The sequence below is a fragment of the Dermabacter sp. p3-SID358 genome (assembly GCF_025147465.1).
Lineage (GTDB): Bacteria > Actinomycetota > Actinomycetes > Actinomycetales > Dermabacteraceae > Dermabacter.
The window spans coordinates 22,854-45,999 of sequence record NZ_JALXOZ010000018.1; the positions used below are offsets into that span (position 1 = coordinate 22,854).

24 protein-coding genes are annotated in these 23,146 nt (G+C 62.3%); 8 read left to right on the top strand and 16 right to left on the bottom strand.

Translation table 11 applies throughout. From position 1 onward, the window contains the following. Nucleotides 1–45: 45 nt before the first annotated feature. Both rsmA and M3B90_RS08325 read right to left on the bottom strand, forming a co-directional pair. Nucleotides 46–945 carry a 16S rRNA (adenine(1518)-N(6)/adenine(1519)-N(6))-dimethyltransferase RsmA gene (rsmA, locus tag M3B90_RS08320; protein WP_259889794.1) on the bottom strand — a complete coding sequence of 300 codons (900 nt, stop codon included), beginning with the start codon at nucleotides 943–945 and terminating at the stop codon, nucleotides 46–48. Next, nucleotides 942–1,904: a TatD family hydrolase gene (locus tag M3B90_RS08325; RefSeq protein ID WP_259889795.1), complete on the bottom strand. Its 963-nt coding sequence runs from the start codon at nucleotides 1,902–1,904 to the stop codon at nucleotides 942–944. The genes rsmA and M3B90_RS08325 overlap by 4 nt, the downstream gene beginning before the upstream one ends. Nucleotides 1,905–2,126: 222 nt before the next feature. Between M3B90_RS08325 and rpmF the strand changes: the two genes are divergently transcribed. Beyond that, nucleotides 2,127–2,297, top strand: a complete 171-nt coding sequence (rpmF, locus tag M3B90_RS08330; protein ID WP_074297124.1) for a 50S ribosomal protein L32 — start codon at nucleotides 2,127–2,129, stop codon at nucleotides 2,295–2,297. A gap of 52 nt (nucleotides 2,298–2,349) precedes the next feature. Here rpmF and rsmI read toward each other — a convergent pair whose 3' ends face one another. Then, the gene (gene rsmI / locus M3B90_RS08335; RefSeq protein ID WP_259889796.1) at nucleotides 2,350–3,216 is read right to left on the bottom strand and encodes a 16S rRNA (cytidine(1402)-2'-O)-methyltransferase; all 867 of its coding nucleotides are present in this window, start codon (nucleotides 3,214–3,216) and stop codon (nucleotides 2,350–2,352) included. A gap of 37 nt (nucleotides 3,217–3,253) precedes the next feature. Between rsmI and M3B90_RS08340 the strand changes: the two genes are divergently transcribed. After that, nucleotides 3,254–4,843: a dolichyl-phosphate-mannose--protein mannosyltransferase gene (locus tag M3B90_RS08340; protein ID WP_259889797.1), complete on the top strand. Its 1,590-nt coding sequence runs from the start codon at nucleotides 3,254–3,256 to the stop codon at nucleotides 4,841–4,843. A gap of 19 nt (nucleotides 4,844–4,862) precedes the next feature. Here the strand turns inward: M3B90_RS08340 and M3B90_RS08345 are convergent, their stop codons facing one another. The 11 genes from M3B90_RS08345 to M3B90_RS08395 all read right to left on the bottom strand — a co-directional run bounded on the left by M3B90_RS08345 (nucleotide 4,863) and on the right by M3B90_RS08395 (nucleotide 14,179). After that, nucleotides 4,863–5,330, bottom strand: coding sequence for an S-ribosylhomocysteine lyase (locus M3B90_RS08345; RefSeq protein WP_259889799.1), 468 nt, complete (start codon nucleotides 5,328–5,330; stop codon nucleotides 4,863–4,865). Nucleotides 5,331–5,369: 39 nt separating this feature from the next. After that, entirely contained in the window at nucleotides 5,370–5,855 is a 486-nt protein-coding gene (locus M3B90_RS08350; RefSeq protein ID WP_259889801.1) for a LysR family transcriptional regulator, read from the bottom strand. Nucleotides 5,856–5,974: 119 nt separating this feature from the next. After that, nucleotides 5,975–6,484 carry a DUF4870 domain-containing protein gene (locus M3B90_RS08355; RefSeq protein ID WP_259889804.1) on the bottom strand — a complete coding sequence of 170 codons (510 nt, stop codon included), beginning with the start codon at nucleotides 6,482–6,484 and terminating at the stop codon, nucleotides 5,975–5,977. After that, nucleotides 6,477–7,376, bottom strand: a complete 900-nt coding sequence (locus M3B90_RS08360) for an inositol monophosphatase (RefSeq protein ID WP_259889806.1) — start codon at nucleotides 7,374–7,376, stop codon at nucleotides 6,477–6,479. The genes M3B90_RS08355 and M3B90_RS08360 overlap by 8 nt, the downstream gene beginning before the upstream one ends. 72 nt (nucleotides 7,377–7,448) lie before the next feature. Beyond that, nucleotides 7,449–8,468, bottom strand: coding sequence for an ABC transporter ATP-binding protein (locus tag M3B90_RS08365; RefSeq protein WP_259889807.1), 1,020 nt, complete (start codon nucleotides 8,466–8,468; stop codon nucleotides 7,449–7,451). After that, entirely contained in the window at nucleotides 8,465–9,277 is an 813-nt protein-coding gene (modB, locus tag M3B90_RS08370; protein ID WP_259889808.1) for a molybdate ABC transporter permease subunit, read from the bottom strand. Before modB ends, M3B90_RS08365 begins: the two co-directional genes overlap by 4 nt. Further along, nucleotides 9,274–10,071: a molybdate ABC transporter substrate-binding protein gene (modA, locus tag M3B90_RS08375; protein ID WP_259889809.1), complete on the bottom strand. Its 798-nt coding sequence runs from the start codon at nucleotides 10,069–10,071 to the stop codon at nucleotides 9,274–9,276. The genes modB and modA (M3B90_RS08375) overlap by 4 nt, the downstream gene beginning before the upstream one ends. A 118-nt stretch (nucleotides 10,072–10,189) precedes the next feature. Then, entirely contained in the window at nucleotides 10,190–10,990 is an 801-nt protein-coding gene (gene modA / locus M3B90_RS08380; protein ID WP_259889810.1) for a molybdate ABC transporter substrate-binding protein, read from the bottom strand. A 4-nt stretch (nucleotides 10,991–10,994) separates the two neighbouring features. Then, nucleotides 10,995–12,323, bottom strand: a complete 1,329-nt coding sequence (locus tag M3B90_RS08385; RefSeq protein ID WP_259889811.1) for a D-arabinono-1,4-lactone oxidase — start codon at nucleotides 12,321–12,323, stop codon at nucleotides 10,995–10,997. 310 nt (nucleotides 12,324–12,633) lie between these two features. Beyond that, a complete protein-coding gene (locus M3B90_RS08390; protein ID WP_259889812.1) occupies nucleotides 12,634–13,524 on the bottom strand; it encodes a hypothetical protein in 891 nt (296 codons plus the stop codon). A 73-nt stretch (nucleotides 13,525–13,597) separates the two neighbouring features. Beyond that, nucleotides 13,598–14,179 carry a GNAT family N-acetyltransferase gene (locus M3B90_RS08395; protein ID WP_259889813.1) on the bottom strand — a complete coding sequence of 194 codons (582 nt, stop codon included), beginning with the start codon at nucleotides 14,177–14,179 and terminating at the stop codon, nucleotides 13,598–13,600. A gap of 89 nt (nucleotides 14,180–14,268) precedes the next feature. On the opposite strand from M3B90_RS08395, the gene M3B90_RS08400 reads away from it, so the two are divergent. The 4 genes from M3B90_RS08400 (at nucleotide 14,269) to M3B90_RS08415 (ending at nucleotide 17,286) form a co-directional block, all read left to right on the top strand. After that, on the top strand, nucleotides 14,269–14,892 hold the full coding sequence (locus M3B90_RS08400; protein WP_259889814.1) for a 5-formyltetrahydrofolate cyclo-ligase: 624 nt from the start codon (nucleotides 14,269–14,271) through the stop codon (nucleotides 14,890–14,892). A gap of 95 nt (nucleotides 14,893–14,987) precedes the next feature. Continuing rightward, nucleotides 14,988–15,665 carry an SAF domain-containing protein gene (locus tag M3B90_RS08405; protein ID WP_259889815.1) on the top strand — a complete coding sequence of 226 codons (678 nt, stop codon included), beginning with the start codon at nucleotides 14,988–14,990 and terminating at the stop codon, nucleotides 15,663–15,665. Between the two features lie 71 nt (nucleotides 15,666–15,736). Then, nucleotides 15,737–16,135, top strand: a complete 399-nt coding sequence (gene mscL, locus M3B90_RS08410) for a large conductance mechanosensitive channel protein MscL (RefSeq protein ID WP_259889816.1) — start codon at nucleotides 15,737–15,739, stop codon at nucleotides 16,133–16,135. Nucleotides 16,136–16,491: 356 nt separating this feature from the next. Further along, the gene (locus M3B90_RS08415) at nucleotides 16,492–17,286 is read left to right on the top strand and encodes an A/G-specific adenine glycosylase (protein ID WP_259889817.1); all 795 of its coding nucleotides are present in this window, start codon (nucleotides 16,492–16,494) and stop codon (nucleotides 17,284–17,286) included. Between the two features lie 26 nt (nucleotides 17,287–17,312). On the opposite strand, the gene M3B90_RS08420 is transcribed toward M3B90_RS08415, so the two are convergent. Together M3B90_RS08420 and M3B90_RS08425 are read right to left on the bottom strand one after the other, a co-directional pair. After that, nucleotides 17,313–17,936 carry a DedA family protein gene (locus M3B90_RS08420; protein ID WP_259889818.1) on the bottom strand — a complete coding sequence of 208 codons (624 nt, stop codon included), beginning with the start codon at nucleotides 17,934–17,936 and terminating at the stop codon, nucleotides 17,313–17,315. Nucleotides 17,937–17,957: 21 nt separating this feature from the next. Then, on the bottom strand, nucleotides 17,958–20,468 hold the full coding sequence (locus M3B90_RS08425; RefSeq protein WP_259889819.1) for an ATP-dependent Clp protease ATP-binding subunit: 2,511 nt from the start codon (nucleotides 20,466–20,468) through the stop codon (nucleotides 17,958–17,960). 175 nt (nucleotides 20,469–20,643) lie between these two features. Here M3B90_RS08425 and mqo point away from each other — a divergent pair, with 175 nt between their 5' ends. After that, a complete protein-coding gene (gene mqo / locus M3B90_RS08430; RefSeq protein ID WP_259889821.1) occupies nucleotides 20,644–22,134 on the top strand; it encodes a malate dehydrogenase (quinone) in 1,491 nt (496 codons plus the stop codon). A gap of 10 nt (nucleotides 22,135–22,144) precedes the next feature. Beyond that, complete coding sequence (locus M3B90_RS08435; RefSeq protein ID WP_259889822.1) at nucleotides 22,145–23,059, top strand: aldose 1-epimerase family protein; 915 nt, start codon at nucleotides 22,145–22,147, stop codon at nucleotides 23,057–23,059. The last annotated feature ends 87 nt before the right edge of the window (nucleotides 23,060–23,146 follow it).

Sequence of the window (23,146 nt, forward strand, 5' to 3'; positions counted from 1 at the left end):
CACGCGCTCACGCCTGTGAAATACGGTTGGCGCCGTTTCAGCCACCTAGCGAGGGGTATCACTCGCGGCGTTCGCGATCGCGATGAACTCCGCTATCTCGAGAGTTTCGCCGCGCCGCTGCGGATCGATGCCGGCGCACTCGAGGATCGCGCTAGCGCGCTCTCCGCCTCCCGCCCACGATTTGAGGGCGGCACGCAGAGTTTTTCGTCGTTGGAGGAAGGCCTGGTCGATCACCTTAAAAATCTCCTCGCGAGGCGCTTCCCCCTCGGCTTGCACCCGGTCGCGGCGCACGCGCACGAGGGCGCTATCGACGTTCGGCTCGGGCCAGAAGACTCGGCGCGAAATGCGGCCAGCGAGTTCGCTAGTGCCGTACCACGCCGCTTTCACGCTTGGCGCACCGTACACCTTCGAACCCGGTCGCGCGGCAATGCGCTCGGCGACCTCAAGCTGCACCATGACGAGCGCTTCCCTCACGGAATCGAATCGCTCGAAAACGGTCAGAAGGATCGGTGTCGCAACGTTGTACGGGAGATTCGCAACGAGCCGCGTGGGCTCGTGCCCCGCGGCTGCGGGGACGGGAAGCTGTGTAAGCGCGAGCGCATCACCCTCGACGAGAGCGAAACGCGCGCTCTCGAAGCCCTTGGCTTCGACAGTTCCCGGCAAAATTTCCGCGAGGGCAGAGTCTAGTTCGACTGCCCCGACACTGGCGCCTGCGTCGAGCAGCCCAAGTGTGAGAGAGCCGAGTCCCGGCCCCACCTCGAGCACCACATCGCCCTCGCGCACGCCTGAGCGTTCAACGATCACGCGCACGGTATTCGCATCGAGGAGAAAGTTCTGCCCGCGCTTCTTCGTGGGGGTGATCCCGCGGTAGGCGGCAAGCAAGCGAATGTCACGGGGCGTGAGCAGCCTCGTGCCCGCATCGAGCGCGGGATACGCCTCGCTCACCCTTCGGCCCCCGCGAAGCCATACACGTCACGCTCGGTCGCGAGGACTCCGGCGCACGCTTCTTCGAGGCTCATGCCCTTGGCCTCGGCAATCACGCGCATCGTGTGCGGAATGAGGTAGCTCGAGTTGGGCCGACCCCGGAAAGGCTCGGGGGTAAGGAAGGGTGCGTCGGTCTCGACCATAATCCGGTTGAGCGGCGTCACGGCGAGGGCCTCGCGCAAGTACGCAGCGTTCTTGAACGTCGATGTGCCAGAGAATGAAAGGTAGGCCCCGCGATCAAGCGCTTCGCGCGCGAATTCGGCATCGCCGCTGAAGCAGTGAAAAACCGTGCGCTCCGGTGCACCTTCCGCGTCTAGAACGTCGAGAACATCCCGGTGGGCGTCGCGATCGTGGATCTGCATGGGCAAACCCTTTTCCTTCGCGAGCGCGATGTGCATGCGGAAGCTCTGGATCTGGGCGTCTCGCTTTTCGGGCTTCTTCTTCGACGTGCGGAACCAGTCGAGACCCGTTTCTCCAACAGTCACCATCCCTGGGGCATCGAGGAGATCGGAGATTTCCGCGATTGCGTCTTCGAGGGAGCAAAGATTTTCCCCGTGGCGCCCCTTGCCGGAGACGACATGGTTCACGGCATCGTTCGGGTGGATCGAGACGCCTGCGCGAAGCCGCTCGGCGACAAACGCACGTTGTTCTTCAGGAATGTGCTCGCCGCGCATGACCTCGGCCGTCCAACGTGCCGAGGGAAGGTCACATCCAATCGTGATGATCCCGCGCACGCCCACGCGCTCGGCCCACGCGACATGCTCGTCTATCCCGCGCGAGCCTTCACCATCGGAGAAGTCCAGGTGAGCGTGGTTATCGATGACAGGACTAGGTAGGGGCTCGGGGTACTCCGGCCACGTGAGATCGCGGTGGTGCCCGCTTTCGGCGGTTGTGGAACGAGAGTTCACTGCCTTAGTCATAGGGTCAGTCTAGTGCGGGGCTAGGCGTCGGAACCCCGCAGATCCACCCGCGAAGCCTTGCCCGTGAAGCCCAACACACGAGAGCCCTGCCTCCGCGCGCAGCGCTCGAAAATATGCTTAGATTGATTTCTGTTGTGCGTGGGCACGCACCCTCGGTGAGCCTTTGATCGTCGTGCCCCTTCACCACCCCAATTTTTCAGCAGTTCGAGCAAGGAGCGCATCATGGCAGTGCCTAAGTATAAGATGTCCCGGGCCCGCACCCGTTCGCGCCGCGCGAACTGGAAGGCCGAGACCACCGATCTCGTGAAGGTCACCGTGCGCGGTCGCACCGCCTCGGTTCCGCGCCGCCTCGCGAAGGCGTACCAGCGCGGTCTCATCGAGATTGACGGCTGATTTCAGCATGTCGCGAAGGGCGCTCCACCTGCGGGTGGGGCGCCCTTTCGGTTTAATCCCTCTTGTGCTCGAGCGCCGCCTCGTAGAGATCTCGCGCTGAAACGCCTTCGCGCTCACGCGCCACGGCCTTGGCGGCATCTTTGAGACGCTCCCCCGCTTCTGCGCGAGCAAGGACGAGTGCGGCGAGGTCCGCCGGGTCCTCCTCCCGCGGCGGAGCGGGCTCGACAACGATCACGATTTCACCGAGAACATCGTTCGCACGCGCCCAATCAACGAGCTCAGCGAGCGATCCTCGAATGACCTCTTCATGGGTTTTCGTGAGTTCCCGAGCCACGCATGCCTCGCGTTTCTCTCCAAAAGCCTCGCCCATCGCTTCGAGACATTCGCGGGTGCGCCGAGGCGATTCAAAAAAGATGAGGGTGCGTTGTTCGCGCGCGAGAGCATTAAGTGCCGTCCGTCGCTTCCCTTCGGTTCGCGGAAGGAACCCCTCGAATGCGAAGCGGTCGGGCGCAATACCGGAATGCACGAGGGCGGTGAGCGGGGCCGAAGGACCGGGAAAAACATCCACCGCAATACCCTCGCGCTGCGCGGCATCGACGGCACGAAAACCAGGGTCGGAAACAACTGGCATGCCCGCGTCAGTCACGAGTAGCACCTTCTGGCCATCGCGTGCGGCATCGATCAGGGTTTCGGTGCGCTCAATCTCGTTGTGCTCGTGGTACGCGAGCACGCGCGCTTTAAGCCTTACGTCCAACTCCGTCGCGAGTCTTTTCACGCGGCGGGTATCTTCTGCGGCGATGAGATCGGCCTCGCCCAGCGCCGCGACGAGCCTGAACGACGCGTCGAGAGGATTGCCAATGGGCGTCGCGGCGAGTGCGATCGCGCCTGGCGTGAGCACGGGTCTATTCTCGGTTTCCACCGTGCGATCCTATCGTGCAGCCCTCTAGGATGGCCTGGTGAGTGAAACGACTGCAACGGCAACAAGCGGTTCCACCCTCGCGCCTGCGAAAGGTAAGCGCGCGGCGAGAACACCCTCCGGAAAATCGGGGTGGCCCTTCGGCCTGAGTGACCGGGTCGCGACGTGGATCCTTGCAGCGCTCCTCGCGATCTGGGCGGGAGCGCTGCGCCTCTACAACCTTGGCCACGTGAAAACCCTCATCTTTGATGAGGTGTACTACGTTCGCGACGCCTACACGCTCCTTCGAGAAGGAACCGAACACGCCTGGGCGAAAGACATTTCTAAGGCGGCGTTCGAGCGCGGTGATGTCGACTCATATCTGCCCGACCCCCAGTATGTTGTTCACCCGCCCGTTGGCAAATGGGTGATCGCGCTCGGGGAGTGGGCACTCGGTGCGGATAATCCGTGGGGTTGGCGCATTTCCGTGGCTCTTCTGGGGACGTTGAGCGTCGTCCTGCTGTTTTTTACGGTCCGACGCTTGCTGGGTAACACGGTGCTCGCGTTCATCGCCGGGTATCTGCTCTCGATTGATGGAGTGCACCTCACCCACTCCCGCACGAGCCTTCTCGACCTCACCCTCGGGTTCTTCTGCCTTCTCGCTTTCTATTTCCTCCTGCGCGATCGCGACCAGTTTCGCACTGCTCTCAGCCGCATCGAAGGGGCAGAGCGGGGTTTCGGGCACGTCATGGGGATTCGCTGGTGGCGGATTGCCGCGGGAATCTCGCTCGGCCTTGCGTGCGGCGTGAAGTGGTCGGGTCTCTACTTCGTCGCGGTCTTCGGCATCATGACCGTGCTGTGGGATTGGGCCGCGAGGAAGCGCTACGGCGATCCCCGGTGGAAGCTGCGCGGCTTCGCCCTCGACGCTATCCCCGCGTTTTTCGCAATCGTGGGTAGCGCGCTCGTCACGTATGTGTTCTCGTGGAGCGGGTGGTTCGCCTCTAAGGACGGCTACTTTCGCAACTGGGCCGAAGAAAACTCTCACGCGTCAAACCCCGTGAGCGAGGCACTCCTATCGTTATGGCACTACCACACGGAGGCGTATTCGTTCCACGTGGGGCTCGATTCGACTCACACGTATGGAGCGAAGCCCTGGCTGTGGCTCCTGCAGCTCCGCCCCACGAGCTTCTATTACGAGTCGTACACGTACGGCGAGGTGGGCTGCCAGGTTGAAAAGTGCTCGGCGGCCATCACGAATATCGGCAATCCGCTCATCTGGTGGTTCGGGACCTTCGCGCTTCTCGTGACGCTCGTGATCGCAATCGTCAAGCGCAACGGAACTGCGGCGGCGATTCTCTCGGGAATCATCGCTGGGTACGTGCCGTGGTTCCTGTATCTCGACCGCACGATCTTCCAGTTCTACTCGGTCGTTTTTGAGCCGTGGCTCATCATGGCGATCGTATTCGTATTCGCCCTCATGCTCGGTGGGCGCACAGCACCACGTACGAGAAAGCGCGTCGTAACACTCGCGATCGCCTCCCTCGTGGTCACGATGACGCTTGTGTCGATCTTCTGGTGGCCGCTGTGGACCGCCCAGGTCATTCCCTACGACCTGTGGCGGGCCCACATGTGGTTCGATTCCTGGGTCTAGCGGCGTCCCATCTGGTTCGTTAGGCAGCTGCCTCGACCTGGAGCCACTCGTTCTTCTTCGCGAGGAATGTCTTCGCCGCTTCCTTCGCTCCCTCGAGGCTGTGGTGAGCACCCCAGCCACACTGAATTTCGTTCGCAGCGGGAACCTCACTCGCGTTGAGAAGGTCGTTCAGGGTCGCTTCAACGAGCGGCGCAACCTCCTCGGGCGTGTGGTCGCCGCGCATGAGCATGTAGAAGCCCGTGCGGCAACCCATGGGCGAGATATCGAGAACATCCTCGCTGTGATTGCGCGAGAACTCCGCCATCATGTGCTCGAGCGAATGGACGGTTTCGGATTCGAGAGCATCCACGTTCGGCTGCGTGAAGCGAAGGTCAAACTTCGTGAGAACGGCCCCGCCGAGATCCTTGCGGTCAGCGACGCGGATGTACGGCGCTGCAACGACGCGGTGGTCAAGATTGAAGCTTTCAACATTCATACGGTCGTTCATCGTGACTCCTCAGTCTGTCGTGATGGTCTACGCGCCATCCTAACGACGCGAGCTACGGGCAGTGCGCCCGCGTACCACGCCTTGAAACTCCTGACGGATCTCGTCATCGGCCTCCTTCGGCCACACGAGTGCGATGCGTGTGCCCTCGCGTTCGGTAAGTGGCCGGTGCGTCACATCCTTGCGGGAATGGAGGCGTGCAAGGGACATGGGCATAACCGCGAAGCCATTGCCCGCAGCAACGGTCGCGACGGCCCCCTTCGCGCCGCCGCAATCAGCAAGGCAGAATTCGTGCTCGCCCTCAAGATCGCTCTCGGCGAGCTCGTCAAAGAGGCTCAGGGAGTTGTCCTTCGCAACGACTGCCACTGGGCGCTCCTCCCATAGCGGCACTGCGTGGACATCCTCGAGCGGGAGCGCGGGAGCATCACCCCTCGCGACATCGCCCCACGGCAGCCGGGCAAAAACCATGTCGACCGCACCGTTTCCGAGAGCCTCTTCTGGGGAGCGTTCGCCAAGGGAAATCAGCACCAATTCTTGCCGCGCCGGGTCGGTGCGCCAACGCCGGGCGAAGACGTCCGGTTCAATTCCGGGGACAAAACCCACACGTAGTGGAGGGATGTCCTCGTGGCGCGCGGCCTCACGTCGCGTCACTTGATAACCGCAACGGTAAAGGGATAGGTGTAGGCCTCACCGTTGTTCGCCTTCATCGCGGCGAGAATCGGCACCACAATCGTTGCTACAAGGATCGCGAGGCCGATGAGGGCGGCGATCACGAGGAAGAGGAGCGGAACGATGAGGAATGACAGGAATGTTCCAATAAAGAAGCAGACCCACGCGATGACGCTGTACACAAAAAGGTTGATAGCGAAGTTGAGCGCGCCTGCTGAGGCGTTGCGAACGAAGGGGCTTTTGTCACGATAGATCAGGTAAATCACCAGTGGCCCGACCCAGCCGAGCCAACCGGCGGAAACAACCGTGGCAATAAGAGTGCTGAGATGCGCGAGAATTGCCCATGTACGCTCATCGCTCGTGACGCCTCCGGCTCCCGTGAATCCGGTGCCTCCAGCGGTAGCTGTGCCATCACTTCCGCTGCCTGGGAACTGGTTCCCGGAAGTCGGGTTGCTAAAACCGTAAGGGTTCGAGGGCTGGTCACTCATCGTGTCCTCCTGCGTGAAGTAGAGATCGTTTCGATCGCGAATCGTGGATTGACTGGAGAAGCGAATCAAGTTCGGCATAGCGTTTGGCACTCGCGCACGCGACGTACGCAGGGCATTCCTGGGGCGGAAGCTCAGAATCGGCGCCGCTCTCGGGGCTGCATGTCCAGGTGCGTATGCTCCCGCCGGCTTTTTCCACGAGGTGAAAGCCAGCAGCGATGTCCCAGGGGTTGATGCGCGTGAGCGTCGTGGCATCAGCCCAACCCGCTGCTACGAAGCAGAGCTCGAGTGCGGCTGAACCGAGATTGCGGATTGCCCCTGCCTTCTCGAGGAGTGCGCGGCGCTCGCGTTCAGCAAAGTCGCGGTCGTCGCTCAAGTCGCGGAGCCCGGGGAAACCGGTGAGCACGAGAGCATCGGCAAAGTCACGCTCGGGGTTCGGGCCGAGGCGCTCATCGCCCAGGTACGCGCCGCTTGGATCGGACCAAAACTCGCGCCCAAGAGCGGGGGCGTTCACGACGCCGCCTACGAGAGAGCTTTTGACGGCGACGCCAATCGAAATACCGAAAAGCGGATTTCCCGTCGCGAAGTTCGAGGTGCCATCGATCGGGTCGACGTAGAACGTGACGGGCCCCGAGCCTTCGTGGGTTCCACCTTCTTCGCCGACGATGCTCGCCTCCGGGCACCGCTCGAGCAACACCTCGCGGATGCGATCCTCGCACGCGCGATCGTGAATCGTCACGATGTCGTGCGAGTTCGCCTTATATTCGCGCTCCACGGGGCCCCGGCCCACCTCTGCGAGGTAGCTCGCGGCAGCCCCAGCAGCTTCGCGCGCAATCGCCGCGAGCTCCGCATGGGCAGTTTCATCCTTTGCGATGGCTAAAGAATCCGTTTTCACGCCTCCATTCCATCACGAAGGCCTTCGTCAACCTGGAAGCATGCATCAACGGCACGGGCCCGAGCAGGGCCCTCAGTGTCGCGGCTCGACCCTGACGGGCGTCGCCTGTTCAATCGACGCGGCACGCCCCTCCGCGACCGTGTCACGCGCGTCGCTGAGCGTACTCAGCTCGACGGGGACATCTTCGAAGTACGCCACGGGGCAAGGTCCGATCCGGGAAATACCGCGAATGCGCCCTGCTCCGGCACCTGCGGCATGGTCGCCCGCACGAAGGCGTAGCGCGCGAGGATCGATCAGCGCTCGCCCGGGACCCGGACCGCACTCCCCCGTTGCCGTGAGCGGAACTCCCCCGCGCGTCACGAAAACCCCCTGCTCCTGCATCTCACCGTCAACCCATTGGAGACCTGCGAGTTCCGCGAGGAACTCGGACCTCGGGAATGAAAGGGCGTCGTCGGCACTGCGGGCTTCGACGACGTGACCATCCTCGAGCACGCACACGCGATCGGCCCACGCGAGAATATCGAGCACATCATGCGTCACGCACACAAGGGTCCGTGCCTGCGAGAGGTCAGCGACAAGGCCACGCATTTCCCTTGCGGCGCGAACGTCCAGTGCCGCAAGCGGCTCGTCCAGGAGCAGCACACGAGGCTCAACCGCAAGTGCCCGCGCGAGCGCACATTTTTGCGCTTGACCACCCGAAAGCGTGCGGGGTCGCCTGTCCTCGAGCCCCTTGAGACCCACCTTCGCCGCGAGTTCCCCCGCCATCTCGCGGGCCTTGCGCCGTTTCATCCCCTCACTCACAAGGCCGTAAGCGATGTTGTCAAGAACGCTCATGTGATCGAAGAGATGCGCTGATTGAGAGAGATAGGCAAAACCTCTCTTGTGCAGCGGTGTGCGGCTGAAATCCTCACCATCGATCGTCACGAGGATTTCGCCATCGCGCGGAGCGGCAAGGTGCCCGGCGAGCGCCTCGAGGATCGTGGACTTTCCGGCCCCATTCGGACCCACGAGCGCGATGTGCTCTCCGGGCTCGATCCGGATGCAAGCCTCAACTCCACGACCGGGAATACGAACCGCGAGCTCAAGACTCATCGAGCATCCGCCTCACGTCGAAGCGGGCCACGGGCATAGGCAAGAGAGACGACCACGAGTGAAAAAATGACGAGGATTATCGAGAGGCCCACGGCATCGGCAATGTCTCCCTCGCGGGCAAGGTAGATCTGCAGCGGGAGCGTGCGTGTCAAACCGGCGAGAGAGCCAGCAAACGTCAGCGTCGCCCCGAATTCACCGAGCGAACGTGCGAATGCCAAAGTTGCAGCGATAAGAATCGACGGTGTAAAGCGAGGAATGGTGACGGTTCGAAACACGCGCATCGGACGCGCGCCTAAGCTCGCCGCGGTACGTTCCTCGGCAAACCCACGCGCGCGAAACGCGCTTTCGAGAGTGAGGACCACAAACGGAAGCGAAACAAAAACCTGTGCGATAACGACCGCGCTTGTCGTGAAGACAACTCGGATGCCGGCGCTTTCTAAAAGTGGCGCCAGGAGACTTTGGCGCCCGTAGGCGAGCAGAAGAGCGATACCTGATACCACGGGAGGTAGCACGAGGGGCACGAGCACAAGTGCGCGCAAGAGCGCTGTGAGCGGACCCGAGGAGCGAGCAAGTTTGAGCGCGAGCGTGAGTCCCAGGGCAGTCGATATGAGGCACGCAAGCGTCGCCGTCACGAGAGAGAGAAATCCCGCCGTGCGATTCTCGGGTGCAGCAGCAAGATCGGCGAGACCGCTCCAGGGCGTCGCCCATGCAAGCGCGACGATCGGAAAAACAATGCTGAGGCCCGCCAGCACGGCGAGGAGCCCAACGAGTCTCGGGGTTCTCGCACTCTCACGATGCACCGGGCTCACTCCCCCTTTTGGAAACCAGCTTCCGCTAGCGCCTTTTGACCATCGTCGCTAAGGACGTAATCCACGAACTCCTGCGCAGCCTCGTTTCGCTTCGCCCTTTCAGCTTCTGCCGTCACGGCGATGGGGTACTCGTTCGCAAGCGATGCCGCCTCGGGGATTTCAACCCCATCAACTTTTTCGGGCGCGGAGGCAACATCTGTTTCGTACACAAACGCCACATCAGCCTCCCCGGCTTTCACGAGTCCAAGCGTGTCGGTTACCGAATTCTGCTCGGTATCAAACTCGATCTTGGGGTCTCCAGCATCGCTGAGCACCTTCTCCGTGAGGGCTCCGCAGGGCACCTCTCTCGAACATCTCACAACTACGAGCTCCGGCCGGGAAACAAGGTCATCGAGCCCCGTGATCTGCTTTGGGTTTCCCTTCGCGACCGCAATCTCGAGGGAATTACGGGCAAAAATACGAGGAGATGAGGAAACGAGGTCCTTTGATTCGGCCGTATCCATCCACTTCTTAGAAGCGGAGGCGAAAACATCCGCGGGAGCGCCGCTATCCATTTGAGTAACAAGATCCTGCGAACCGGCAAACGTGAAGACAACATCGATATCCGGATTCTTTGCTTCGAAGTGCTTCTCGAACTTCTCAAACGTGGTCTTGAGTGAGGCAGCAGCGAAAACCGTGATCTTCGTGCGCCCAGGGGAAGCGTCGGAACTCGCGCTTTCACCTGCGCTTCCGCACCCTGCGAGTGACGCCGCAGCCAACATTGCCGCGGCTCCAGCACCGGCCATGCGTTTCATCGAGGCCATCCTCCATGAAGGAAATCGACATTGGGAGTAGAGAACAGCCTATCGGAAGCGATTTCACTCCTCACGACCGCACGATCTGCGCGGGGCCGGTGCGGCAGGTGCATAGCGCTCACTTCACTGGTCGAAAGCCAGCATCAACGATCGTCATTTGCCCCTCGTGGCTGAGGACAAGGTCAACGTACTTCTGCGCGGCCTCGCTTCGATTGCTTTCCTTTGCGTCCTTCGTGACCGCAATTTCATACGTGTTCGAATGAAGATGCGCCCCCGCGAGCTCGATTCCGTCAACCTTGTCTTCAGCGGAAGCGACGTCGCTTTCATACACGATGGCGGCATCGGCCTCCCCCGCCTTCAGGAGCTCTAGAGCATCCCTGGAGGATTCCTTCTCCGTATCAAAACGGAGGTTCTCGAGAAAAGCGTTCCTCACGAGCTTATCCGTGGTCTCACCGCACGGAACCGCACTCGCGCACCGCACAGTGACAAGCTCGGGGCGCGCAGCGAGATCTGCGAGGTCTTCGATGTTCTTCGGATTCCCCTTCGCGACGGCGATCTCAAGTGTGTCAAGCGCAAAAACCTCGGACGAATGCTTCGGCACGAGCCCCTTGTCTTCCGCCTGATTGATCCACGTGGTCGAAGACGGCGCGAACACATCCGCGTGGGCACCGCCGTCCATCTGAGTGACAAGTTCCTCGGACTCGGCAAACGTCAAGACGACATCGAAGCGCGGATTTGCCGTTTCAAAATCCTTTTCGAGTTTCTCAAAGGAGCTCTTGAGCGAGGCTTCCGCGAAAACGGTGAGCTTCGTGCGAGCCGGCGAAGCGTGTGCCCCCGTACTTTCCCCACTTCCACTGCACCCCGCGAGTGGCACTCCAATGAGCGTTACTGCGGCTAGAGCGCTTGCCATGCGCTTCATCGCGTCATCCTCCAAGAAGCGAATCGAGATAGGGAGTTGAGAACAGCCTATCGGGATCGAGTTCATTCCTCACGGCTGCAAAATCATTCCAGCGTGGGTAGAGGCTCCGAAGTTCAGCTTCCTTCAGCCAGTGCATCTTGCCCCAGTGCGGCCGGCCCTCAAACTCAGCGAGAGTGTCGTGAACGAGGCGGAGATAGTCGTCGTTTTTCGCGTGACAAGGGTTGTGAGCGGCAATGTATACGGTGTCTCGTTCGCTCGCCGTCGAAAGCCACACGTCATCGGCTGCAGTTCGGCGAACTTTGAGCGGAAAGATGAGCGAGGGCGTCGAACGCTCGAGTGTGCGTGTGAGCGTGTCGAAGGCCTCGTCGAAACGGCAAGCGGGAATTGCCATTTCGCACTCGCGGAAACGCGTGCGGCGCGAGGTAACGAAGAGTCGGTAAGGCAGGTGCACCGCCTCTCCCGCAGGCATGAGCGTTGAAACCGCACCTGAGAGGGATCCCTTCGAAACCGGCACGGCCTGGACAAGTCGGTTCGCGAGCGCAAATGCGCCGTTCCCGACGACTTCGCTCTCGACAAAGTCGCGCACCCGCCCCATTCCTTTGCTCGACGACTCCGCGGGGACATGGTTGAGTTCGCGCACGACGGCTCTCTTCCCGCCGGGAACAAAGAAGAACTCCTGATGATCCTGGACGGCACTCGTCTCGAGGAATCTCGCAGCAGTCTCCTCGAGTGGCGCTGCGTACTCTCTCCTGTGGAGTTTGTAGAGCGGGATCGTGCGAAGCCGTACCTCGACAATGATGCCGAGGGCGCCAAGACCAAGCCGCGCGGCTTCGAAAAGCTTTACATTGTGCTCGCGGTCCGCCCACACGGCATCACCGTTCGCGAGCATGATCTTGAGACCGGTAACTAACCCGCAAACCCCCGTGAATCGTCCACCGGTTCCATGCGTGCCGGTACTGATCGCCCCTGAGATCGACTGCCGATCGATGTCGCCCATGACTTCAAGCGCGCGCGAGTGCCTCGCGAGTAACGGCCCAATTTCCCACAGGCGTGTGCCGCCGCGCAGTGTCACATCGCCCGTGTCTTTATCGATGCTCACGAGCCCGCGATACCGATCGAGGGTCAGGGTCACGCCGTTCGGCTTCGCAATTGGCGAAAAGGAGTGTCCGGCGCCCATCGCTCGAAGGGTCGTTCCATGGGCAGTTGCCCGCGCGATGTGGTGCACGATTTCCCGTTCGCTTCGAGGGTGCACAACTTCCGTGGGCGAGAACGCTACGTTTCCCGACCAGTTCGCGCGAATGTCGCGCGCCGAGCCCAAAGCGATCTTTGCCATGCTCTCAGCCTTCCCTCGTTGATCCGGAACCTAAATATACGCGCGCCCTAGGCCACGATAAGTAGGGGCGACATCAATAACCTCGACCCCTTTCACGACAACGTAGGCGCAAAGGTGCTCGGCTACCTCGTCAGCTTTCGCGTGTCGCGCCCATACGGTATCTCCTCACACGCAATCTTTCGGCAGTCGTCCCGCGCAACGGCGATTGCACCTCTCCTGCGCCTTCGAGGCCAACAAAGCCGAGAGAGCGCGAATTCCCCCGGCCCCGCTTGTGCTGACGCTGCCACCACGGTGCGAAGGTAAGCGAAGTTCAGGCGCGACGGCGCCGCATGACGTCGTCGACGGTAAGGCCCGAGCCGATCACCTGGGCGTTCGACGCGAGATACGTACCCTGTTCAACTTCAGACTCAGCCTCACGTTCCTCGACGTCTGCGGCTTCGAGGCTGCTCCCGGTCGAGAGTGCGCCGTAGCGGAAGTTCACGCGCGAGGCAAAGCGCTCGTCGGCGAGAGCCTTGCCTTTCCCCTCTTCACGCGCTTCGAGCACCTGGCGCAAGAAGGCCTCGTGACGCTCGGCAGGGCTCATCTCGATCGGGCGCGAGTTCTCTGTTTCCGACGCCCGCTCAAGCTCGGCTTGGCTAACGTCGGCGTCGTTTTCCTCTTCGACTTCGGAGGCGCTCTCCACGCGAGCTTCGGCCTCATTCACCTGCTCGGCATCGGTCACGGTTCGCGCGCGCAGTGCTCGCGTCACGCGGACGACGCCGAGATAGAGGCCAAGCGCGGCTACGGCCCCGAGCGGGAACCAGATGTTCGTGAGCGAAAGCGAGGTCGTTACGACGCTCACGAGGGTTGTCACCACGAGAATGGCGAGGAGGGACCTGACCGCGGTGCCGAGAACTGTGCGGGGCACGCGATCGTGCACGAAGTCGGTGCGCTCCTCTACGCCGAAACGCGGGCGCGAAGTTGGATCCGCAGGGCGGAGAAGGCTGCGGTTCTCGGGCATGTCTGTCACCTCGTGCGAGAGAGAAGTATAGGTGCGGCAGGCGTCTGTGACGTCCCGGGCACTCTCGGAGTGGCGCTGCTGCGCGACCCTTTCCGCCTCCCCGAGCGTGTACCGCCGATCGGCGGCCTTGGGAACGGCGTACAGCAGCCACATGCCCACGAGAAGGGCGATCAGCACCGCACCGAGATTAAAGCTGTTCACCCCTTGATCGTAGGGACCCTGCGGGCTTTAGCCCCGCACATTCGGCCGCGTGTCGCAGCCCGTAGGGCGCCCCTTACCGCACAGGAGGAACCCGGTCGAGCAAAAGGCCTCTTGCCGGGATCTCCTCGCGGGTAAGAGCGAACACCCGATGGTCGCGCCATGCCTCCGCAACATAAATGCAGCGCTCACGTGAGCCTTCTTCTCGAAGACCCAGCTTCTCCACTACCCTGAGGGAAGCGATATTTGAGGGCCGCACGAGAATTTCGACGCGATGAAGCCCTTCGCCGAGGAGCACTTCCTCGAGTGCGAGCGCGAGAGCACGGGGAGCAATTCCACGCCCCGCCCAATCGGGGGCTACCCAATAGCCCACCTGGGCGGTCGAAAGCGAACCGAACACAATCGGGGAAAACCCGATGTGCCCCACAAGCGTGCGGTTGTGAAAGATACCGAGGGAGGACCACGCGATTTCCGTTCCCTGGCGCCTAAGCACCCTGAACTGCATACCGTATGACGGATAGCCACGATCCTCCCACGCGGGATCTCGAGCTTCCCAGCGTTCGAGCCACTCGGCGCTGCGCTCGCGCACGCGCACATAGGCCTTGCGGTCGCGGCGCACGAATGGGCGCAGAGTGAGCGGGGCGTCGCGGAGTCTCATGAGGGGAAGCCTAGCGCTAGTCGAGGCACGTTGTGACTACTGAAGCGTGAAGGGTCGACCCGAAAATGGTGCTGTGGCACGATGTCCTCATGAACGAGAGCATCACGCCCGCAACGAAGCGAGCGCTTCGCCGCGAGATTCTTCGGTCCCGCCGAGAGACCTACGGAGGAGAGGCAGCGCGGGAAAGCGCCCGCCGAATCCGGGCCCAGCTCGAGAAAAGTATCGACCCATGGATTGACGCCGCGCGAGGCCCCCTCGTCATTGCGGGCTACGTTCCCGTGCCTGCCGAGGCAAGCGCTCTCGCGTGGCTGCGACGCAAGGCACGCGACGGTCACATCGTCATACTTCCCACCTACGAAGGGGAACTTCTCGGGTGGCGTGTGTGGGACGGGCACGAAACTCTCGTTCCTTCACGCGGCGCGAAGTTTGGCGCCGAACCCACGGGCGATTCCTACGGGACCGAGGGGCTCGCTCGCGCCGACCTCATCATCACGCCCGCCGTCGCCGTTGACCTTTCAGGAACGCGTCTCGGGCACGGTAAGGGATACTACGATCGAGCTCTCGCCCATGTGCGCGCCGAAACCCGCGTACTCACCCTCATCCACGAGACTGAACTCCTCGATCCCGGTACGCTGCCCCGTGAGCCCCACGATGTACAAATACCCGAGGTTCTCACCGAGGCAGGTCTCGCTGCCCTCAGCAGACCCGCCTAACCTCACGCCACGGCGCATGCTTCACAGCCGAGCTGCGTCCCCAACATCCCCTCCACGCGGCATTCGCGGCACGATTCATCCCTAACGTGGAGCGCATGGGAGAAGAATCATCGCTCGCGCGAGCTCGACGCGAACTTGCCACTGCTGCCCCTTACGTGCGGCGTGCCGTACGGAAGAATCGGGGGCTCGTAGCCCTCGTCATTGTCGCCGGGCTCGTGAGTTTCGGAGCACCGCCACTTGCCGCACATGTCCTCCCTGGAATCTCCGTGGTTGTTGCAGACCGTAATTTTTCGCCAGGCGAAACAATCGAGGTGGGAGACCTGACGACTGCGAAAGTACGGCCCGATCTTGTTCCCGAGGGCGCTGCTCGGAGTTCCCGCGAGGTCATGGGCAAAAGCACTGCGGGATCGATCCAAAAGGGAGCTCTCGTTCTCCGGGAGCACCTGCGGGAAGCCGAATCTGCGCTCGGCACCGAACGTGCCCTCGTTTCGATCCCCATTTCCGCCTCCAGCGTCGTTGACGGCGCCGAGCCCGGCACGCAGCTTCGTGTGTATTGCGAACGGCCGTCAAACTCCGAGGACGTCGCTCAGGCACCAAAGCTGAACGAAGTGCGTGCAGTCCTTCGCGAGCCACGTGTTCCCGAGGGCGGTGGCGTCGCCCCATTCGCTACGTCCGGTACTGCAATGGCGACAATCGAAATTGAGCGCGCGCAGGTTTCAACTATTGCGCATTGCACACTCGATGCGCCTCCATTTATCGCCGTGGTCGGCTAGTTTTGACTGCGCAGCGTTATTCCGGCATGCGCCGGGCTGCTCCGAACCCCCTTTACCGAAAGGACACGGCCGTGAACGGCTTCAAAGAATTCATCATGAAGGGCAACGTTCTCGACCTCGCGGTCGGCGTTGTCATCGGCGGCGCATTCACCGCCCTCATCAGCGCTTTCGTCGACCACCTCATCAACCCGGTCGTGGCCGTTTTTGGCGGCACGAACGTTGATGGCTTCGCATACCGCATCATCGCGGACAACCCGGCAACGACCCTCGACTTCGGCGCGCTCATCTCTGCAGTCATTGCCTTCCTCATCACCGCCGCAGTGGTGTACTTCGTGTTCGTTCTCCCCGTGAACAAGGCGCGCGAACTCGACAAGATGCGCCGCGGCATCACTGAAGAGGTCACGGAACTCACCGACATCGATCTCCTCACTGATATCCGCGACCTTCTCAAGGCACAGAACACAAAGTGAGGCTCGGCTCGCTTAAGCGAGTCAGCTACGCCCCCGGACGGACATGAGCACGCCTCTTCAGCGTGCTCATTCCCCGGGGGTTTCTCGTTGCCTTATGACAAAGCAGCGGGCACGAACGGTGGACCTCGTTCTTCACTAGCGTAGGCACCAGTTTCGTAGGTCCGTCCATCTCCTCAACATCGGCGGAGCCGAACGAAGCTCTAGGCTACGAGCGTTGATCCCCGGTAGCATGTGGCGATATGTGCCCTCGCCCCGATCTCTACGATCCCCTCGCCACGTGGTTCGCGAGCCAGCGCCGGCCCCTCCCATGGCGAGAGGAGGGCACAAGCGCGTGGGGCGTTCTCGTCAGTGAAATCATGAGCCAACAGACCCCCGTTTCCCGCGTCGTAGAACCGTGGCGTGCGTGGATGAAACGCTGGCCAACCCCGCACTCGCTCGCGCTCGCTGACTCGGCAGAGGTTTTGCGAGCATGGGGTTCCCTCGGCTACCCTCGCAGAGCTCTCAGGCTCCTCGATTGCGCTCGCACGATTGATCACGAGCACGGCGGAATGCTTCCCGTGGGGGTCGATGCCCTCAGAGAACTTCCGGGTATTGGCGACTACACGGCGGCAGCGGTCGCGAATTTCGCGCAGGAGCAGAAGGCATGCGTTCTCGACACCAACATCAGGCGCGTGCTCACGCGAGTCCTCGACGCAAAAGCCTCTCCTACCGCGTCCGTCACGAAACGTGACCGCGCCCGGTTCGGAGCTCTCGTTCCAGCTAGTGCCGAGAGCTCCCGAATCTGGAACGAGGGCGTCATGGAGCTCGGCGCGCTCGTATGCCGCGCCCGAAATCCCAGGTGCGAGGCCTGCCCACTCGCGGAGCAGTGCGCATGGCTCAAAGCAGGTCGGCCCGGGCTCGGCGAGCGCACGACGCGCCCGCAAGGTTACGAGGGAACCGACCGCCAAATTCGGGGCAGGATCCTCAAAACTCTGCGCGAAGGCGGGGAGGCCACCGTCGGATTTCTCGAGCGCGCAAGCGGGGCCGAACCGGAGCGCTTCACGCGTCTCCTTGCGGACCTCCTCGCGGAGGGCTTCGTTTCACAATCCGCGGGCGGGCTCATCACGCTTGGTGCAGGAACTCGTGCGGAAGGAACCGCCACGAGCGCGTAAGAAGGCGCGCGCGTGGGGACGGTGAGCTAAGCGCTTTCCGACGCTTGCTTTGCCTTGAGCGCGTGAAGTCTTCGCACGAGGCGCTCCACGAGGAGCGAAACGGCGAACGCCAACGCGAGGGCGGCGAGAATCCCGAGGAGTGGGTGTGCCTCAAACCACTGGCCCGCGATCGCCCCCACGAGGCACGAATACACGGCCCACAGGAAGGTCGCGAGGAGAATTTTCGGAGTGAAGAGGGAACGCGGATACCGCACCCCACCCGCGACGAGATTGACCGCCGTGCGCCCGAGCGGAATGAAACGGGCCGTCATGAGATACGTGAAAGCGTGCTTCTCAAGGCCACGTTCGGCGGCCTCAATCGCTCGGTGGCCGCGGCGCCCCTCATTGAAGAAGGCCAGCTTGCGCCACGGGAGAACGCGGCCGATCTGATACGTCACGTGGTCACCAATCGCTGCTCCGCCCCAACCGGAGAGGATGAGCACGATCAGCGAAGGCTTGCCCGAAGTCGCCCATAGGGATCCGAGCGAAACAAGCAATGATTCGCTCGGGACCGTGGGAAAGAAAGCGTCCACGAGAGAGAAGGCGGCTACCACGAGGTGGACCCACCACGCTTCTCCCGCGTGAACGACTATCTCTTCGACAACGTGCATGTCGCAGCTTACGCCAAGGTTTTATCCGGCGATGTCCTCGACCGAGATGTCCTCGGAAATCGGCTCGAGCGAGCCGTCCTCCTTCTTCGTGGCAAACGTGAAGATCCCGAGCGGGCCCTCGCCCTCGGCGTCGATCACGATCTCATCGCCCTCCTTCACCTGACCGAACAGGATCTTCTCACTGAGCGAATCCTCGATGTCGCGCTGGATCGCGCGGCGAAGCGGGCGGGCGCCGAGAACCGGGTCGTAGCCCTTCTCCGCGAGCAGGGTGCGGGCCTCGGGCGTGAGTGTGACCGACATGCCGCGCTCCGCGAGGCGCACGTCGAGGCGGCCAACCATGAGATCGACGATCTGCTTGATCTCCTCGCGCGAGAGCTGCGGGAACACAACGATGTCGTCAACACGGTTGAGGAACTCGGGGCGGAAGTGCTGCTTGAGTTCCTCGTTGACCTTCGCCTTCATACGCTCGTAACTCGTCGAGAGATCGCCACCGGCCTGGAAGCCGATCGAGACGCCCTTCGCGATGTCGCGCGTGCCGAGGTTCGTCGTCATGATGATGACCGTGTTCTTGAAGTCCACGACGCGGCCCTGCGAGTCCGTCAGGCGGCCGTCCTCGAGGATCTGCAGGAGCGAGTTGAAGATGTCGACGTGGGCCTTTTCGATCTCGTCGAAAAGCACGACGGAGAACGGCTTGCGGCGCACCTTCTCGGTGAGCTGCCCGCCCTCGTCGTAGCCGACGTAGCCGGGGGGCGAGCCAAACAGACGCGAAGCCGTGTGCTTCTCGCCGAACTCCGACATGTCGAGCGTGATGAGCGCATCCTCGTCACCGAACAGGAATTCGGCGAGGGCCTTCGCGAGCTCGGTCTTGCCCACGCCCGTGGGGCCGGCAAAGATAAACGAGCCACCCGGGCGCTTCGGATCCTTGAGGCCCGCGCGGGTCCTGCGGATCGACTGCGAAAGCGTCTTGATCGCTTCGTTCTGGCCAACGACGCGCTTGTGGAGCTCGTTTTCCATGTTGAGCAGTCGCGTGGACTCAGCCTCGTTGAGCCTGACGATCGGAATGCCGGTCGCGGCCGCAAGAACCTCGGCAATCACATCGTCGTTGACAATGCTGATCGCATCGGACTCGCCATTGCGCCACGCGTCTTCCTTGGCCTTGCGCTCCGCCGTGAGCTTCTGCTCATCGTCGCGAAGGCTCGCAGCCTTTTCGAAATCCTGCGCGTCGATCGCGGATTCCTTCGCGCGCTTCGCCTCCTCGATCTTCTGATCGTATTCCTTGAGCTCCGGCGGGGCCGAAAGTCGGCGAATGCGCAAGCGCGCACCCGCTTCGTCGATCAGGTCGATTGCCTTGTCGGGGAGGAAACGATCATTCACGTACCGCGCCGCGAGCTGGGCTGCCGCATCGAGCGCGTCGTCGGTAATCGTAACCTTGTGGAACGATTCGTAGCGATCGCGCAGGCCGCGAAGGATGTCGACGGTCTCTTCGACGCTCGGCTCGTCAACCTGGATCGGCTGGAAGCGACGCTCGAGAGCGGCATCCTTTTCGATGTGCTTGCGGTACTCCTCGAGAGTGGTGGCGCCGATGGTCTGGAGCTCGCCGCGGGCAAGCATCGGCTTGAGGATGTTCGCCGCGTCGATCGCGCCTTCTGCCGCGCCTGCACCCACGAGCGTGTGAATCTCGTCGATGAACAGCACGATGTCGCCGCGAGTCTTGATCTCCTTGAGCACCTTCTTGAGGCGCTCTTCGAAGTCGCCGCGGTAGCGCGAGCCCGCCACGAGCGAACCGAGATCGAGCGTGTACAGCTGCTTGTCCTTAAGGGTCTCGGGAACATCACCCGCGACGATCGACTGCGCGAGACCTTCGACGACGGCGCTTTTACCGACGCCCGGCTCGCCGATCAGGACGGGGTTGTTCTTCGTGCGGCGGCTCAGCACCTGCATGACGCGCTCAGCTTCGCGCTCACGGCCGATGACCGGGTCAAGCTCCTGGTCGCGCGCGGCCTGCGTAAGATTGCGGCCGAACTGGTCGAGCACGAGCGAGCCCGACGGAGTCCCCTCCTGATTGCCGCCACCGGCATTCACCGTTTCCTTGCCCTGGTAGCCCGAAAGCCTCTCGATGACCTCCTGACGTACGGCCGCGGGCTGGGCACCCATGCGGGTGAGGACTTTCACGGCAACGCCATCGCCCTCGCGCAAGAGCCCGAGGAGGATGTGCTCGGTGCCGATGTAGCCGTGGCCGAGCTGGAGCGCTTCGCGGAGGCTCAGTTCAAGCACCTTTTTCGCGCGCGGCGTGAACGGGATGTGACCCGTGGGTGCCTGGGTACCCTCCGTGATGATCTCGCGCACCTGCTCCCGCACGCCTTCGAGCGTGATTCCGAGCGATTCGAGAGCCTTCGCTCCCACGCCCTCACCCTCGTGGATAAGGCCGAGAAGGATGTGCTCGGTGCCGATGTAGTTGTGGTTGAGAAGGCGCGCTTCATCCTGCGCGAGCACGATGACTCGGCGGGCGCGATCGGTAAACCTCTCGAACATGAATCTCCCTTGGTGTTTCGGCGTTGCCTACGAGCCTACTACGCGCATCTACCCAGTGCGCCCTTGTTCGCCAGCGGGGTGAAAGGCCCGCCCCCAACCCCCTAGGATTGAGTGACACACCGCCGCTTTAAAGCGCCGCAGTCGTTTTCGCTAGATCGAAGGAGCACCTAAGCCCATGCGAGCTCACGAGCACTCGCCTCGCGCGAACGCGACTCTCGAGATCGAGCGCGCCGACGCCGTCCTCATCGGTGCCGGAATCGCCTCGGCAACCCTCGCGATGATGCTGAGCGAACTCGAACCGACGTGGCACATCGTGGTTCTCGAACGCCTGAGGAGCCCCGCGCTCGAATCCTCGCACGCCTGGAACAATGCCGGGACCGGCCACAGCGCCCTGTGCGAACTCAACTACACCCCCATCGATGCGCACGGCCGCGTCTCGATCAATAAAGCGGTCGCCATCAATGAAAAGTTTCAGGTCTCGCGAACGTGGTGGGCACACCTCGTCGAAAGCGGCACGCTCAATCACCCCGAGCGCTTCATCCGCACCGTTCCGCACATGAGCCTCGTCCACGGTGAAGAGAACCGGCGCTTCCTCAGGGCACGATTCGATGCACTCCGCACGCACCCCTTGTTTTCGTCGCTCGAATACACGGAAGACCCGGCCCGCCTCACCGAGTGGGCCCCGCTCGTCATGGAGGGCCGAGGCACGGGGACTTCCCTTTCCGCAACTCACTCGCTCGCGGGGACCGACATCGACTTCGGCTCCCTCACACGCGCGCTCCTCGACGCATCTCAGAAAAAAGGCACGAGCGTGCACTACGGCGCCGATGTTGTGGATTTGCGCCGCATGGGCAACGACTGGGGCGTCATGGCGTCCACGGGCGGAACAACCCGCGTCGTTCGCGCTCCATTCGTGTTCGTGGGTGCGGGCGGAGCTGCCCTCCCCCTCCTCCAACGCTCCGGGATCAACGAAATCCGCGGCTACGGCGGCTTCCCGATCTCCGGGCAGTGGCTTCGCTGCACGAACCCAGAGATCGCTGCGCGGCACGAAGCCAAGGTGTACGGGAAAGCAGCCGTCGGATCACCCCCGATGAGCGTCCCCCACCTCGATACGCGCTTCATAGGCGGCAAGCGCGAGCTCATGTTCGGGCCCTATGCGGGCTGGAGCCCGAAGTTCCTCAAATCGGGTTCCGCGACCGATCTTTTTCGTTCGGTCCGCCCCTCAAACGCCCTTCCCATGGCCTCGGTTGCGCCCGGCAACCTCGATCTCATCGCCTACCTCGCCTCGCAGGTCACTCAGAACTTCGAGGATCGTTTGGCAGCGCTCGCCGAGTACTTTCCGAACGCACAAGAAAAGGACTGGGAGCTCCTTACAGCCGGTCAGCGTGTCCAGGTCATTGCACCACTCTCGCGCACGCGCGGAACCCTCCAATTCGGAACCGAGCTCATTACGTCTTCCGATGGAAGCATGAGCGGGCTTCTTGGCGCGTCACCCGGTGCATCGACCGCAACGTCAATCATGCTCGACCTCCTCAAGCGAGCATTTCCCGAGCATGCGGACCGATGGGAACCAAAACTTCGCTCCATGTTCCCCGCCAACGACGATGCCGGAGAAAACCTCGCACGCACAAGCCGCATTCTTGGCCTCACAGAACCACACCGGTGAAAGGACATCCATGAGCATTTCGCACTCCCCCTTCAGAGGAACGATCGTCACCCTCTCGAACGCGAGCGCACGCGCCGAGCTTACGAGTGTGGGCGCCGCACTCAATCGCTTCTGCATCGGCGAGCGCGACTTTCTCGTGCCCAGCCCCCTCGACGATGTTCAGTTCGGCTATCGCGGCGGAATCATCGCTCCTTGGCCAAACCGAATTGGGGATGGATCTTACTCTTACGGAGGCGTGGAATACGAACTGCCTCTCAACGAACACGAACGCCGAAATGCCCTTCATGGACTCGTGTGCTGGAGCGACTTTGCAGTCGAAAACCATTCTGAAAACTCCGTCGAGTTTGTTCACCGCATTATTCCCGTGCCGGGTTATCCCTTCCCACTCGAGATCCGCGTGCGATACGTCCTCGACAAAGACGCCATTACCACGGAGGTGACTGCGACAAATCTCGGCGAGCGCCGAGCCCCTTACGGCGTATGCCCCCACCCTTATGTGGTGCCCGGCGAGGAAGAGATGAATGAGTGGGAGGCGCGCGTGCCCGCCTCCCACGTGCTCGAGGTAGACGAGCGTCTTCTTCCCGCCACGCTCTCGCCCCTCGAGAACCACCCCGAACTGAATCTTGATGGCTCCCCTATCGGCCAACGCTCGATCGACCACGCCTACACGGGATTTTCCGAAGGACGCATAACTGTACGGAGCGCGATTGGTGAAGTGTGGGTGGAGTTTGACCCTGTTTCTCTCCCGTGGGCACAAATCCACACCGCTGACCATCCCGATCCAGCAAAGAACCGCGCTGGTCTCGCCGTCGAACCCATGACGTGCCCGCCAGATGCCTTCCGCACGGGAGAGGACCTCATCCACCTCGCCCCGGGCGCATCGCACACCGCTTCGTGGACGATCGGGGCTCGAGTACTCGACTAATCGCGCAAAACACGAAAGCGGGGGGGGGGGGGGGGGGGCCCCGGGGCGCCGGGAGGGCCCCTCCACCTGGTACTCGCTGACACAGCC

What these genes read in the sequence shown, in the direction of transcription:
- M3B90_RS08325 (WP_259889795.1), bottom strand. Translation starts at nt 1,904, where the DNA reads ATGACTAAGGCAGTGAACTCTCGTTCCACAACCGCCGAAAGCGGGCAC.
- rpmF (WP_074297124.1), top strand. Translation starts at nt 2,127, where the DNA reads ATGGCAGTGCCTAAGTATAAGATGTCCCGGGCCCGCACCCGTTCGCGC.
- M3B90_RS08345 (WP_259889799.1), bottom strand. Translation starts at nt 5,330, where the DNA reads ATGAACGACCGTATGAATGTTGAAAGCTTCAATCTTGACCACCGCGTC.
- M3B90_RS08355 (WP_259889804.1), bottom strand. Translation starts at nt 6,484, where the DNA reads ATGAGTGACCAGCCCTCGAACCCTTACGGTTTTAGCAACCCGACTTCC.
- M3B90_RS08365 (WP_259889807.1), bottom strand. Translation starts at nt 8,468, where the DNA reads ATGAGTCTTGAGCTCGCGGTTCGTATTCCCGGTCGTGGAGTTGAGGCT.
- modA (WP_259889809.1), bottom strand. Translation starts at nt 10,071, where the DNA reads ATGAAACGCATGGCCGGTGCTGGAGCCGCGGCAATGTTGGCTGCGGCG.
- modA (WP_259889810.1), bottom strand. Translation starts at nt 10,990, where the DNA reads ATGAAGCGCATGGCAAGCGCTCTAGCCGCAGTAACGCTCATTGGAGTG.
- M3B90_RS08385 (WP_259889811.1), bottom strand. Translation starts at nt 12,323, where the DNA reads ATGGCAAAGATCGCTTTGGGCTCGGCGCGCGACATTCGCGCGAACTGG.
- M3B90_RS08395 (WP_259889813.1), bottom strand. Translation starts at nt 14,179, where the DNA reads ATGAGACTCCGCGACGCCCCGCTCACTCTGCGCCCATTCGTGCGCCGC.
- M3B90_RS08400 (WP_259889814.1), top strand. Translation starts at nt 14,269, where the DNA reads ATGAACGAGAGCATCACGCCCGCAACGAAGCGAGCGCTTCGCCGCGAG.
- M3B90_RS08405 (WP_259889815.1), top strand. Translation starts at nt 14,988, where the DNA reads ATGGGAGAAGAATCATCGCTCGCGCGAGCTCGACGCGAACTTGCCACT.
- M3B90_RS08415 (WP_259889817.1), top strand. Translation starts at nt 16,492, where the DNA reads ATGAGCCAACAGACCCCCGTTTCCCGCGTCGTAGAACCGTGGCGTGCG.
- M3B90_RS08420 (WP_259889818.1), bottom strand. Translation starts at nt 17,936, where the DNA reads ATGCACGTTGTCGAAGAGATAGTCGTTCACGCGGGAGAAGCGTGGTGG.
- M3B90_RS08425 (WP_259889819.1), bottom strand. Translation starts at nt 20,468, where the DNA reads ATGTTCGAGAGGTTTACCGATCGCGCCCGCCGAGTCATCGTGCTCGCG.
- mqo (WP_259889821.1), top strand. Translation starts at nt 20,644, where the DNA reads ATGCGAGCTCACGAGCACTCGCCTCGCGCGAACGCGACTCTCGAGATC.
- M3B90_RS08435 (WP_259889822.1), top strand. Translation starts at nt 22,145, where the DNA reads ATGAGCATTTCGCACTCCCCCTTCAGAGGAACGATCGTCACCCTCTCG.